Source organism: Clostridium sp. 10cd*, from assembly GCF_044336395.1.
Taxonomy (GTDB): Bacteria; Bacillota_I; Bacilli_A; order Erysipelotrichales; family Erysipelotrichaceae; genus Clostridium_AQ; species Clostridium_AQ innocuum.
Genome location: NZ_CP172347.1, coordinates 1,578,726 through 1,592,587, shown reverse-complemented (window position 1 = coordinate 1,592,587; position 13,862 = coordinate 1,578,726). Strand labels below are relative to the sequence as shown.

Sequence of the window (13,862 nt, the reverse complement as noted above, 5' to 3'; positions counted from 1 at the left end):
CATTTGTTCATGCTTTCTCAGCACATGCATATGATAAAGCTTTTTTGCGGTAAATTTGTGAATGCCGGGTAAACAAATTGTTATATTTCCAACAATCACAGACGGAAAATGAACTTATCTCCCCGATAGATAATGGTGGATAGCTCCAGTATCTCCTTTGTTTTACAATCTCTACTTACGCCCTTCAGCATGAGACAGGGTACGATACCGCTGACCTTCATGTAGAGACGCTCCTCCGTATTCAGTGTGGAAATGGTTAGCTGTGTATCCTCAGCGGCGATATCCTGAATACCCCTGCCTTGAAAATATGCATACAGGCTCGGATTTTTCTGAAGACATTCCCTGATGTTTGGAAAGCTTTTTTCCCGCACATAGGAAATATGCATTGCCGCTGGCATATGATCCAGATATCTAAGCCGTTTCACACAGAGGACAGGCTCTCCCTGCACCACCGCTAAGCGCTCATGAATATCCTTGTGCCAGGCGATGCGCTCACAGCTTAGCAGGCGTGTAGAAAAACGGCCTGCCAATGGACTCATCTTCATGGAAAAGCTGTCTGTGGAGGACAGTACAAGCTCCACCTTTTCCAGATATCCCGCATAGTAATTGCCCTTTCCCTGCCGAGAGTATACATAGCCCATTTCCTTTAAGCGGTCATAGGCCTTTCGCACTTCGATTCTTGTCAGCTCAAAACGCTGTGCCAGCTCATGCTCGCTTGGAAGACGCTCATCCTTTTTATATGTCTGCTTCTGCATGTTCTCCAGAAGGTAATCCACCACCGGTTCCCAGCTTGTCATCATAACTTCACCTCCCTGATAGTTTATCATGGCATCAGTGCAAACATCATCATTTTACAAAATCTTAACCCTATGCAAACAGAAGAAAAACAAAATGCTTTGATAAGTCTGATTACGAACTCTAAAAGCTCCTATTTCAAGCCGGAATGTGCTCTATAGATACAAGCAGAAAAAAGAGGCCTTCTTCCTATATGATAGAAAGAGAAACCTCCTGTTCACAGCCGCTATACAATGATGTTCAATATCCCTGATTCTTCAGAATCTGAGTTATCTGTTCTTTTTTATCGATTGAAAAATTCAGTGTGCCGTAATGAACACCCAGCTCATAATACAGCTGCAGACAGCCATCTTGTTCCTTCTGTGTGATGAGCTTCCCCGGCTGCAAAGGAATTCTTCTTCCGTCCACATACAGGTTATGCTGTGAGATGCCGCTTCTTCTCATTCCATACAGAATACCAAGTGCCATCAGGATGCTCCCATACTGCAGCCGCCTCTCATCGTACAGATTTAAAATGCCAAGTAACAGAAAGGCAGCACAGAAAATATAATCCGATTTCTTATAAACAGCATACACTGTCTCTTCCTGATGCATACGGTACCATAGGCGCAGTGCCCACAGCAGCATCAAAAGCACCATCGCCAGAAAGGCATACATGATATATTCCAATGACAACGCCTCTAATCTTTTTGCTTTACCATTTTCATGATATTTTTAAGCTTCACGGAATTACCGTAGGACAGCGTACCTCTGCGATACAGTCTGGCACCAAGCAGTCCCATTGCGACCGTAGTAGCCGCTAGCAGAGCCAGAGATATCACGATTTCCATTGTGGATACACTTCCCATCGCCACATTGATAAACATGCACATCCAGGAAGAGAACGGCACATAGCACATGATTTTGGCAAGCAGCGTATCCGGATTCTGCAGCGTGATAAAGCTGATGATGAAGACTGCGATTATCAGAAGCTGAATCGGCATAGTGGCACCGTTGACCTCTTCCACCTTGGAGCACAAAGCTCCGATTGCGCCAAACAGGAAGCTGAACAGCAGATAGCCCAGAATACCAAACAGGGCAAAGGTAACCAGCACCAGACCAGGGATATCCAGGAATTTATCCAGCATATGATCCCATACATCCGCATTCAGCTGATAGGCAATCAGGAAGGAGCCAAGCATAATGGCTGTCTGTACGACACCGGCAATCGCCCCCGCAATAACCTTACCGAAAATCAAAGCATTCGGTGAACAGCTCGTTGTCAGTATTTCAATTGCACGGTTGCTTTTTTCACTGGCCACACCGACACCGATCTGATTGCCGTAAATCAGAATCATCATGTACAGCACCAGAATCAGCACATAGGTATAGAAATAATTGTTCATACCGTCCGTTCCCAATACCGTCGTATCCGAAATGACCTCTGTTTGATAAATCGCCTGAACCTTACCTGCATCATACTTCAGCTTTGCCAGCTCACTTGCCTGATACTGCTGCTGAAGCAGTGTTTTAAAGCGTGAGGAATTCGCATCATTCAGGGAGGAATTATTCACATAATATTGGAAGCTGGTCGGCGTTTTCACCTCAAAGCCGGCATCTGCCTCACTTTTCTTCACTTTTTCCTCTACCTCGGACAAGGAATTGGCATAGGAAATCTGAAATTCAGGGAAATTCTTTTCCGCCAGCTCACGGTTTTTCAAAATACCGCTTCCATCATAAATCAGCATCGTTTTATCCTTTTCTGATGCCGTATCATCCGTTCCCTTATCATCCGAGAAAACACGTGGAATGGACAACAGGACAAAAGCCGCAGCCGCTACCAGCACCGTCGAAATCAGAAATGACTTCTTGCGTACCATTGTCTGTAATTCAAATTTCAGAACCAGTAAGAAATCTCTCATTCCTCATCACCTGCCTTTGATACAAAAATATCAGTTAAGGACGCCTCATACAGCTGGAATGCCTCAAGGTCAACCTCCAGCTCCAGCATTCTTGTAAGCACGTCACGTTTATTGACGTTCGGCTGCAGCTCGATAATAAAGCCGCCGTCCTTTTCCTCATAAATATGCAGCAGCTCCTGACACTGTGTTTCCAGCAGCTCACGAAACTCCTGCTTTTTTGGATATAATGCACGAATTACGATACGGTTCTTTCCGTATTCCTTTTTGATCTGCTTCAGATTTCCCTGCAGCACCACATCTCCATGATGCAGGATAACGATATCCTCACAGAATTCCTCCACATAATTCATTTGATGGGAGGAGAAAATCACAAGCTTTCCATCCTGAATCTGTTCCTGAACGACTTCCTTCAGCGTCTGGGAATTGACCGGATCCAGTCCGGAAAACGGCTCATCCAGAATGACGATATCCGGATCGCACATGAGTGTCTGTGCCAGCTGTACCTTCTGCTGATTTCCTTTGCTTAAGGTATCCAGAACACGGTTTTCATATTCCTCGATTCCCAGCCGCTTCAGCCACTTCTTCAGATTGGCCTTTGCCTCACCGTGAGACAAGCCGCGCAGCGTTGCCAGATAAATCAGCTGCTCGGAAACCTTTTTCTTCGGATAGAGACCGCGCTCCTCCGGCAGATACCCGATATTGTAATCCTTTGCATGAAAGGTCTTGCCATTCATACTCATATTTCCCTGATCTGCCTTGAACACATCCATTAGAATGCGAATCGTCGTAGACTTACCGGCACCGTTGCGTCCCAGCAGTCCCAATGCCTTGCCGCTTGATATGGAAAAGGAAATTCCATGCAGGACTTCTCTTCCGTCAAAGCTCTTATGCAGATCATGCACTTGCAGTTCCATACTGTTTCCCTCCTTAATCTATTTGCATTATAGTACAGATCACCATTCAATGCAATATATATTTTGCATTTGTAAGATATATTTTTCATATCTCCTTGCTTTTCCAGCCTGATTTTCCTATAATAATATACGTAGAAGAAGGAACAGGTGAGTGCAGCTATGAAAAATCTAAAAATCAAAATGGCGCGCATGGAGCTGAATATGTCCCAGGAGGAGCTTGCCGGCAAGGTAGGCGCAACACGGCAGACCATCGGACTGATTGAAGCAGGACGCTACAATCCAACCATCAAGCTGTGCATTAAAATCTGCATTGCCCTGCATAAGCATCTGGATGATCTGTTCTGGGAAGACGACTATGACAAGGAGGAATTGTAGGATGAAGACTTCACTGCTTCGCGACATTATCCGATATGCGAAAACCAAGGGTAAGGCACCGCTGGATGAACGCCAGATGGATACCCTGAAGGACTTGTATATGGAGCTTGCAAAATCCGTAATCCTCGCGTTTATGGTATTCATGATCGTTTACGGCTATAAGGAAATGTATCAGAAGGAAAGCACCTTTAATTATATGAGCCTCGCAATGAGTCTGCTTGGAGCCGTCACCTATTATTATCTGCTTCGCTCCTGTTATCAGCAGGTTATCGGCATTGATGTCAATTTTGAAATTCTTGTCATTCCGGCACTCGGATTCACTCCATCACTGCTTATGAATGCCCTGCACGTATGCGGGCTGCTGTTAGATGCGGATGTACTCTTTTTCCGCATTACGACATTTTTATGGCCCTTGTATTTCATTATATTTTATCTGGGGGCAAACAGAGTTTACCAAAGGGGCAGGCAGGCCATGGAACAGGAGATATATCAGGGGGAAATTCACTTTCGCTCCCGTAAGCAGATTGTGAATTTTATCATCATTACCATTATTTTCATATCCATACTGCCGATATCCTTTGACGCGTTGTTTCAAATCGGTATCGTCGCAGGGACGCTGCTGATCCTCTTTATGATCTGCTATTATGGATTTTATACGCCGCACAATGAATATATCCTGAATGAAAGCGGATTGATTTATCATAAATCGCTGTGGAATGGAAGGGGCGGATTTCTGCGCTATGATGAGATTGAAAGCGTCAAGCAGCAGGATACCTTCAATGTGGGATATGCGAAGGATAAGGTTTGCATTCACTGTTACGACGGGCGCGATATTCTGCTGTTTCCAGAAAATGCATACCGCTTCTGTGTAGAGCTTGAAAACAACCTCTGAAAAGTCCTCTCTTTCAGTCTTCGTCGATAGCCTTTCCTGTAAAAAGAAAAACAGAAAGCTTACATCGCCTCCCATTTCCTGTTATGGATACGGAAGGGAAGGCATTGTCGTTTCTGCTTTTTATTTTCTTTTTCGACGGCCGTGATAGCTTCGTTCTATCTCACGTATCACACTGTCCCTTTCCCTGCTTCCCAGCACACAGCAGAGCTCCTGCATATCCGCATCCCCCTCAGATACGGTATAAGCCTCATCTGCACTGCTGATCAGTGCCGCATCCCGTTGATGAGAGGCAAACACGCAGAGACGCTCAAAACCGCTCTCTCTTTGTATAATGTGGACGGCAGCCTGCTTTGTAGCATCCACACTGTATATATCCAATACCTTATATCCCTGATGCTCTTCACTGAACCGGATATGGATTTGTAAATCAGCCGCATAGCTTTGTTGCTGCATCCGCGTATACAGCTGCTGTATGCGTGGTATGGTATCCATAATCGTTATACACACACAGGCATGTGCCTGTGCTTTTTGCTCGTACACATAGCTCTTATACGGCAGCCTGCGCATTTCATGATAATATTCCTCCTCCAGAGGATTGCGGAAATCACTGTAATACACATGCAGAATATGATGCAGGATGACATGCTGAAAGCAATTCATTCCCTCCTCGTCCAACAGCTGCAGCAGCTGCGCCACCTGTTCCTTTTTCATGCAGCGACTGTGCGAATAGGTCTGCGTACGGCAATCATATAGAGCAGCTCCATTCATGACGACAACCGGAAGTGTCAAGGGAATGCCTTCCAGTATGGGCAGCAGCGTTGCCGGTGTACGGGACGTCGCCAGAGTGATGGCAGCCCCCTGCTCCAGCAGCTGACGCAGCTTCACCCTTGCATAGGGAGAAAGCTGTTCATTTTCCTGCAGCAGCGTGTGATCCAGTGTGGATACATACAGCGTCTCCTTCTGCAAATGTACAGGAAGGTGGATGCAGTTGATACCATAGGCAACCGCAATACCAATCAGAGTATCAATCATACGATTGATCGCGAACAGATAGGGATTCACATCGGCACCGTGCGATACGGTAACACTCATGAACACCACGCAGGAAATATACGAGGCTGAGGTTTTCTTCAGCAGCACGGTAATATAAATCACCGGAATGATCATAAAGGATATGAGAGCATATTGCATAAGCTGCGTATTCCCCGGCAGGATATGCTTTTCAAACAGCAGCACAAGCATTCCGCAGAATCCGCCGACCAAAGTACCGACAACACGGTTGGCCGCAACACGCTGTGTATTGGATGTATCCTGCTGCATGCATAACACAGCCGCAATACAGGAATAAAATACTATCCCCTCCTCATTTCGCAGCAGATAAATAAGAAAGCATAAAAATACTGCCAGTGAAGATTTCAGGATTCGTTTACCAATTCTAGGCATAATACCATTCCTCCAATGGTTATAATTATAGCGCCGTTTTTACAAATGTAAATAGCAGACGGCAAAGGGAACAGAAAACATGTTGTCAAGCTGTTCTTCTTTTACCGATGATAAAGCAGTCCATATGACATGTTATATGGAACGTAAGTAGCCCTATACTGGCATTCCCCTCTAGCGTTTCATACATACCAGTATCCTGCTATGCATAGGCGGGCTCAATGCTCAAAAGTACGAAGAATACAACGGCTTTTCTCACATTCACGCTTTCCAGACAGCCATGTCTGAATTTGGCAAAGATAAAATGCCGGCTTCCCATCAGTTTCTCCAGATATTTCCTAGGGTATCCGAACCTGACATGTTCCCAGAGATCGTTATCAGCATAGCTTCTATGTCCGGCTCCCTCAAAGGATTCCTTTTCTTTTGTACGACGGCATTGCCTATGTGTTGCACGTAACTGAATCAGGAATACTACATGTTTAAAGTCGGGAATCTCATGTTTTTATAAATTGTGTAAACAGCTGCGCTCCTTTTCATTCTGTGCTATGAAGCAGGTCTAGTAAAAAGACAGTGACCGGACGGTCACTGCCTTAGAGCTTGGTTGCATATCTATCATTAGCGGTGTCTCAGCATTCTGCCAAGCTGAATAAGCGCTGTTGGTATCAGGGCAAGTCCATAAATTGTAAACAGCTGTGTCATGGTTATCGTCGTTACCGAGAATAAGGAATGCAGCGGCTGCCACAGCAGAATTGCATTCAGAAAGCAGAATCCGATCACAAAGGCCAGAATGGAATATTTATTTGTAAACAGACCGATGCGATACAGAGAACGCTGAGAACGACAGTTAAAGCCATGGAACAATCTGGACAGGCACAGGGTTGAGAAGGCCATGGTCGTTGCGATTGCCCAGCTTTCCTTCAGACCCAGAAAATACGCGCTCATTGTCACAACGGCAATCAGTATTCCCTGGATTCCCAGCTGCTTCATCGTTGCCGGCGTCAGAATACCAACGGATGGATTGCGAGGCTTCTCTTTCAGTATATCCTTGGTGCTGCGCTCCATTCCAATGGCGATAGCAGGAAGGGAGTCTGTCACCAGATTGATAAACAGCAGATGCACCGGCAAAAACGGTACCTGCAGAGATAACAGGGAGGCTGCCAGTACACAGATAATGCCGGACAGGTTACCGGACAGCAGATAGATGATCGCATTCTTGATATTGGCATAAATATTTCTTCCCGTCGCAACAGCCTTGACGATAGTCGCAAAGTTATCATCCGTCAGAATCATGCTGGCGGCATCCTTGCTGACCTCGGTACCGGTGATTCCCATTGCAATACCGATATCCGCCTGCTTTAAGGCTGGAGCATCATTGACACCATCTCCGGTCATTGCCGCAATCTTTCCTTTTTTCTGCCATGCGTTGACGATGCGAATCTTATGCTCCGGAGCAACACGGGCATAGACACGGATGTGCTCCAGACGATTCATCAGTTCTTCTTCACTCATGGCATTCAGCTCCGTACCATCCACACACTGATCCCCGTTCTTATAGATTCCAAGTGCCTTGGCAATACTGCGTGCTGTCACCTTGTGATCCCCGGTAATCATTACCGGAATGATACCGGCACGCTGACAGTTTTCAACAGCGGCCCTGCTTTCCTCACGCGGAGGATCCATTAAAGAAATCAGTCCCAGGAAAATAAGCTGATTCTCATCCTCCACCTCGATATGGTCCTTTTCGACAAGCCGTGTCGCAAAGCCCAGTACACGAAGACCGTTATCCGCAAAGGTATGATTCATTTTCAGGATACGTTCACGATCGTCCTCCGTGATATCACGGATGCCCTGTTCCGTCTGTATATATGTTGCTTTTTTCAGAATTTCATCACAGGCCCCCTTCAGCAGCAATCTGTTTTCCCCATCGATTACATGAAGGGTGGACATCAGCTTCCGTTCGGAATCAAACGGATTCTCATCGATACGCGGATATTTCTCTCTGGTTTTCAGTTCATCGATACGATACAGCTCCAGCAAATCTACCAAAGCAAGCTCCGTGGGGTCTCCGATTCGCTGATGTTCATTAGTCGTGGCATCACAGCACAGCGCAAAGCCAAGCAGCAGCAGACGATCCAGCGGTGAGGATTCCTTTAAATTGTTTGCGTGCAGCAGCTCATGATTTCGATATACCTGCTGTGCTGTCATTTTATTCTGGGTTAGGGTTCCTGTCTTATCGGAACAGATAACAGACACACAGCCCAGACTTTCCACGGAATTGATGTTCTTGATGATCGCATTCTCTTTTGCCATCTGGCTTGTCCCCATGGCAAGCACGATCGTCACTATGCTTGCCAGTGCTTCCGGAATTGCGGCAACAGCCAGTGCAACGGCAAACATCAGTGCATCCATAACTGCATTCCCCTGCCATACATTTAAGGCGAATACAAGAATGCAGATGGCGATAATCGCAATACTCAGCTTTTTACTGAAATCATCCAGTGTCTTCTGCAGCGGTGTCTTACGATCCTGTGCTGTATTCATCAGTGTCGCAATCTTACCGATTTCCGACTTCATTCCTACCGCTGTAACAACGACGCGGGCACGTCCATAGGTTACCAGCCCGCTGGAGAACACCATGTTTTTCTGATCTCCAAGACCGCATTCCCCCGTTATGGTATCAACGGCCTTATGCACACTCTCAACCTCACCGGTCAGTGCACTTTCATTGACCTGCAGGGAATGATTTTCAATGATCCGTCCATCTGCGCCTACAACATCTCCGGCTTCCAGAAACAGGATATCTCCCACTGTCAATTCCTGACTGGACACCTCCATCAGCGTGCCGTCACGCAGGACGCGGCTATGCGGTGTGGACAGCTGCTTTAAGGCATCCAGTGATTTCTGTGCCTTGATGCTCTGCACGGTCCCCAGAATAGCATTCATGGTGATAACCGCCAGAATAACGATCGTGCTCTCCAATTCTCCGCTTACCATGGAAATGATAGCTGCGGCAATCAGAATGATAACCAGCAGGTCCTTAAACTGAGAAAGGAAGACGATAAACGGATGCACCGGCTTTACTTCCTCCAGCTCATTTCTTCCATAGGTGTTTTGACGCTCTGCGACTTCCTCGCAGCGCAGACCTGTTTCTACTGCCCCCAGCTCTTCCATTACCTGGGCGACGTCTTTCTCATACATCTGTTTCAATCTCAAGACCTCTACTTTCCTGTTTATGATTCTTTTCTATAGTCTTGACATTTTTTCAAAATAAAAACGAGACTATAGAAAATTTCTATAAGTCTCGTCAATCGCTGAATGCAGGCCAGAAGAGATACACTCTTCGGGTTTGTTGACCGGCTTCACACAGAAGCTCTGTGCTGACTACTCCCTTATTGCATATAAGTTTACCATGGAAGTGGCACTTCTGTAAACCTTGTTAAAGGAATTTACAGAATGTTTACAATTCTTTTAAAAAATCATATGCGAAGGAATAGGAATGTTGTATTATATATATAACATTTCAAAATAATATGAGGGTGATCGCATGAAAGAGGAAATCCAAAGAACATTTGATAATTATTTACAACGCCTGAAGCAGGATGAAAGCATCTGTGAAAATTTCAAAAAGCTGGTGCTGGAGCAGCTGGGACTGGGAACAGAGCTGGACCCTATCCTGTTTCGCTTTCTGGATATTGCAAAGGAGCAGAAGTATGCATATGCCGTTCCTCTGGGCTATGCCATGCTGTTTTATGCAACCTACTCCAAGGATATCGACCTGGCGATTTCCTATAATGAGAAAGCCAGAGAGCTGTTTATGAAAATGCCGGATTACAAGGAGCGCGACGGTATCCTTACCGTGGCCAACAATGCTGTTCTTGCCAATATTCTGAAGGAGGATTACGGAGCCGCCTATCGGGAAATCGCTACCGCGATGCCCATGGCGGAAAAAGGCGGCCGCATGTCTTATTATGCAGCCTTTCTGAATAACGGTGCTATCATTCTGCGCGAATTCGGCCTTTATAAAAAAGCCATTCAGCAGGTAGAGGAAACACTCGAAAAGCGCGATTTCATCGGAAGCAGTAATTTCATTGTAACCATTTATCTGCTCTCCAATCTATATTTAAGTGCAAGAGAAACCGATAAGATGCGCAAGCTGCTGCAAACCTATATGCCGGAGCTGAAAAAAAGTGAATATTATGATTCCGACATCTATAACAAGCAGTTTATGGAAGCAGCCCTACTCGATGATCGCCGTGAAGAAGCCAGACAGTGGTATGAACACCTGATTCAAACCTATGATTTTTCAAAAAATGACCATCTGGATAACAATGAGGTCCACCTGTCCTTGGCCCGCTATCACCTGTATCAAAAGGATTATCAGAAGGCAAAGGAAACTTATCTGCATCTGCTCAGTCACAAGGATGAGGTACTCGGCTATAAGCGGCAGATACTGGAAGAAACCGCGCTCGTTTTTGAAGGACTGAAGGAATATGATAAAGCTTATGCGTATCAAAAGAAAGCGCATGAGCTGATGATTACCTATACCGCATTTATTGATGATATGTACCGGCAGGAAATTGAAGATGTCTGGGAAAAGAACCGTATGCTTTCCTATGAGGTGCTGTATGATCGATTGCTGGATATGACTGAATTCGGAAAGACGGTAACCTCCTGTTTAAACAGGAAGCAGCTCATTGAGGTCATCGAACAGCATGCCGCCCGTATCTTCTCCTTTGATGATTGGGATATTCTGCTGTATGAAGAGCCTCAGAAGCGGTTCCGCTCTTTTTCCAACATTTGTTATCCGCTGTCCGAACACCCCATTCTCGAAGCCTGCACACGTGAATATACTTCGCATAAGCTGTTAAACCTTTCCGCAGACGAAGAGACAGCCGTTAGTCTCGGTTCCCTGTATGAGGCACATACCCGTTCCATGCTTTTACAGCCTATCACCTATCAGGGGGATATGCTTGCACTGTTCTGCATGAAATCAGATCAGATAGAGAATTTCAGCCGCACAGACCAACGCTTATTACAGGTGTTCGCAGATTACATTGCCATTGCGCTGCATAATGTCCGTCAGTTTGAGGATGCACTGGAAAAATCCAGCTACGATTATCTCACCGGCATCTATAATCGCAGTGCCTTGATGCAATTAGGTGAGGATATGCTGGAAAATGCAAAGAAATCCGGCCATTCCATCGGTGTGCTGATGATGGATATCGATGATTTCAAACAGATCAATGACACCTTCGGACATATGCAGGGGGATGCTGTTATCAAACAGGTAACCGTACTAATGAAACAGATGCAGCGCCATGGTATCATAGCACGCTTCGGGGGAGAGGAGTTTATCCTTCTGATCGATTCTTTAAGCAAGCATACGCTGTATGAGCTGGCTGAGGAAATCCGCTATGCGTGTGAAGCCTGCACAATACCGGCAGATACCGGCACCATTCACTTTACCATCAGCATCGGCTGCTGCTATCAGAACCAGGTTCATGCCACTTTGAAGGAGCTGTTTAATGAGGCGGACCAGCGACTGTATATTGCAAAACGAAACGGTAAAAACTGCGTCCAGATGTAATGAAAGCAAATAGAGCAATCAACCCTAGGTTCGCACAAGCTCTATTTGTTTTTTTGCACAGAAAAGACGACTGCTTTCTGTTTGGAATCAGAAGCGTCTGTTTCTTTTTGAGGACTGGGAATTTTTTTGTATTCCCTTGTATCGCTGTCTTTCTGTGCTATCCTGCGTGCAAGTCCCCAAGCTATCCGCGTACTGCACAAAGCTGCACGGCTCTCGTATAAATCGTAAACGCTGCAGCCCTTATGAAGAAAAAGGAGAGTTCCTTTCCCAAAAGGACGCCCTCCCGCATTCCTACATGCTTTCCAGACATTTGGACAGCGTTGGAATTATCTGCTTCTTTCGTGAAATGACGCCATCCACAAAATACAGCTCATCCATGATATCCTCCTTGAATGCCTCATCCACAAGATAGCTCAGAGTACCGATGAACACCAGATTGCTTCCACTGCCATCAGCGGCCGTAAAGCACATCATAAGCAGATCAAATTTATTGATTTCATTTATTTTTTCCATATAGGCACGGATTTCATCCTGTACATTCACGATTTCCTGCTCATCCGCAATATTGATCTGACCGATGGCAATCCGCTTTCCATCAATATTATATTCCTTGAAATCATTGTACAGGATTTCAGACATGGTTCTGCCTTTAATCGTCGCTACAGCTCCGAACATTTCCTTTGCCATGGCATCCAACTCAATTCCGGCAATCGCAGCCAGCTCCCTTGCCAGCTCCTTATCGATCGGTGTCGTTGTCGGTGAATTGAAATTCATTGTATCACTGATAATGGCACAGCACATAATCGCTGCTGTTTTAACCTCTGGAACAAGACCCGCTTCCTTGTACATACGGGCAATAATGGAAACTGTACTGCCAATGATTTCATTACGGAAACGAATCGGTGTTGTCGTTTCCACATCACCGATGCGATGATGATCCACAACCTCCAGAATCTCCGCCTCCTTCAAATCATCAATACTTTGAGAAAGCTCGTTATGATCGACCAGGATGAATTTTTTCTTCTGATAATTCAACAGGTGATAGCGGGAAATCGAGCCCAGCACCACGCCCTGATTGTTAACAACCGGATAGGAACGAAATCTGGATTTCGACATCTGTTTGTATACATCATCAATATAGGCATGGTTGTTAAAGCTGATGATTTTACGCTTCATAATCAGCTTCACACTTGGTGAGCGATACATGCTGCGGGCTACCTGAAACATATTCAGCGGTGTTTTGATAATCGTACAGTTTGCTTCCTTCGCCATGCGTATAATTCCCTGGGAAATGATATCCACATCCACCAGGATCATACAGCCGGCCCCATCACTCAACGCGCGCTTTTGCAGCTTCAAATCATCATTTACAACGACGATGCTATCCCGATAGCTGATATCGCTGTATTCCGCATTGCGGCTGCATAGTATATGGATTCTTCCATTCGTCCGATATGCATCGCATTCATACAGAAACTCGCCCTGCAAAACCTTGCGGATATTCTCGCAGGAGGTGTTCTTCATAAGGGAAATCGGCTTTTCCCCCTTGTCACTCATCAAAATATTTGTCATATCCGACAGAGAAACAACACCAATCAGCTTCTGTGCTTCATCCACAACGAACAATGCACTGGTGGAACGCATCCCCATGCGGTCCCACGCCTCCTTTATCGTATCATCCTTTTTCAGCAGCAGCGGCTCATCAAACGGCACATCATACAGCTTCACTCTTGCATTTTGAATATACACCGGCTCCGGCACCTGAAACTTTTTCAAAACAAAATCCGTTTCCGGGTTCAATTCTCCCAAACGGCAGGCAATGGCATTGATTCCCAGCTTCTGCTTCAGCTGTGCATATGCAATTGCCGATACAATGGAATCCGTATCCGGATTCTTGTGCCCGATAATATGAACAACGTCTTTCATTACGGCTTCACTCCCCTGTTTTCTTATGTTCA

The 13,862-nt window shown here is 45.7% G+C and carries 10 protein-coding genes; 3 read left to right on the top strand and 7 right to left on the bottom strand.

Going from position 1 to position 13,862, the window contains the following annotated elements:
• Positions 1-95 precede the first annotated feature (95 nt).
• From ACG3M1_RS07830 to ACG3M1_RS07815, 4 genes are all read right to left on the bottom strand, one after another.
• Entirely contained in the window at positions 96-800 is a 705-nt protein-coding gene (locus tag ACG3M1_RS07830; protein ID WP_009269470.1) for a GntR family transcriptional regulator, read from the bottom strand.
• 235 nt (positions 801-1,035) lie between these two features.
• On the bottom strand, positions 1,036-1,464 hold the full coding sequence (locus ACG3M1_RS07825) for a hypothetical protein (protein ID WP_009587925.1): 429 nt from the start codon (positions 1,462-1,464) through the stop codon (positions 1,036-1,038).
• Between the two features lie 11 nt (positions 1,465-1,475).
• Positions 1,476-2,696, bottom strand: coding sequence for an ABC transporter permease (locus tag ACG3M1_RS07820; RefSeq protein WP_008819133.1), 1,221 nt, complete (start codon positions 2,694-2,696; stop codon positions 1,476-1,478).
• Positions 2,693-3,610: an ABC transporter ATP-binding protein gene (locus ACG3M1_RS07815; protein WP_008819134.1), complete on the bottom strand. Its 918-nt coding sequence runs from the start codon at positions 3,608-3,610 to the stop codon at positions 2,693-2,695. The genes ACG3M1_RS07820 and ACG3M1_RS07815 overlap by 4 nt, the downstream gene beginning before the upstream one ends.
• A 159-nt stretch (positions 3,611-3,769) precedes the next feature.
• Between ACG3M1_RS07815 and ACG3M1_RS07810 the strand changes: the two genes are divergently transcribed.
• Entirely contained in the window at positions 3,770-3,985 is a 216-nt protein-coding gene (locus tag ACG3M1_RS07810; protein ID WP_002608291.1) for a helix-turn-helix transcriptional regulator, read from the top strand.
• 1 nt (position 3,986) lies between these two features.
• Entirely contained in the window at positions 3,987-4,877 is an 891-nt protein-coding gene (locus ACG3M1_RS07805; protein ID WP_008819135.1) for a hypothetical protein, read from the top strand.
• Between the two features lie 120 nt (positions 4,878-4,997).
• Here ACG3M1_RS07805 and ACG3M1_RS07800 read toward each other — a convergent pair whose 3' ends face one another.
• On the bottom strand, positions 4,998-6,320 hold the full coding sequence (locus ACG3M1_RS07800; protein WP_008819136.1) for an HAD hydrolase family protein: 1,323 nt from the start codon (positions 6,318-6,320) through the stop codon (positions 4,998-5,000).
• 612 nt (positions 6,321-6,932) lie between these two features.
• Entirely contained in the window at positions 6,933-9,515 is a 2,583-nt protein-coding gene (locus tag ACG3M1_RS07795; RefSeq protein ID WP_008819138.1) for a cation-translocating P-type ATPase, read from the bottom strand.
• Positions 9,516-9,861: 346 nt separating this feature from the next.
• Between ACG3M1_RS07795 and ACG3M1_RS07790 the strand changes: the two genes are divergently transcribed.
• Positions 9,862-11,904 (top strand): diguanylate cyclase, encoded by a 2,043-nt coding sequence (locus ACG3M1_RS07790; RefSeq protein WP_395815158.1) that lies wholly within the window; start codon positions 9,862-9,864, stop codon positions 11,902-11,904.
• A gap of 291 nt (positions 11,905-12,195) precedes the next feature.
• Here the strand turns inward: ACG3M1_RS07790 and ACG3M1_RS07785 are convergent, their stop codons facing one another.
• Positions 12,196-13,830 (bottom strand): putative manganese-dependent inorganic diphosphatase, encoded by a 1,635-nt coding sequence (locus ACG3M1_RS07785; RefSeq protein WP_055201090.1) that lies wholly within the window; start codon positions 13,828-13,830, stop codon positions 12,196-12,198.
• Positions 13,831-13,862 lie beyond the last annotated feature (32 nt).

Coding starts and splice junctions, on each gene's coding strand:
- ACG3M1_RS07790 (WP_395815158.1), top strand. CDS start 9,862: ATGAAAGAGGAAATCCAAAGAACATTTGATAATTATTTACAACGCCTG.
- ACG3M1_RS07820 (WP_008819133.1), bottom strand. CDS start 2,696: ATGAGAGATTTCTTACTGGTTCTGAAATTTGAATTACAGACAATGGTA.
- ACG3M1_RS07830 (WP_009269470.1), bottom strand. CDS start 800: ATGATGACAAGCTGGGAACCGGTGGTGGATTACCTTCTGGAGAACATG.
- ACG3M1_RS07815 (WP_008819134.1), bottom strand. CDS start 3,610: ATGGAACTGCAAGTGCATGATCTGCATAAGAGCTTTGACGGAAGAGAA.
- ACG3M1_RS07805 (WP_008819135.1), top strand. CDS start 3,987: ATGAAGACTTCACTGCTTCGCGACATTATCCGATATGCGAAAACCAAG.
- ACG3M1_RS07800 (WP_008819136.1), bottom strand. CDS start 6,320: ATGCCTAGAATTGGTAAACGAATCCTGAAATCTTCACTGGCAGTATTT.
- ACG3M1_RS07810 (WP_002608291.1), top strand. CDS start 3,770: ATGAAAAATCTAAAAATCAAAATGGCGCGCATGGAGCTGAATATGTCC.
- ACG3M1_RS07795 (WP_008819138.1), bottom strand. CDS start 9,515: ATGTATGAGAAAGACGTCGCCCAGGTAATGGAAGAGCTGGGGGCAGTA.
- ACG3M1_RS07785 (WP_055201090.1), bottom strand. CDS start 13,830: ATGAAAGACGTTGTTCATATTATCGGGCACAAGAATCCGGATACGGAT.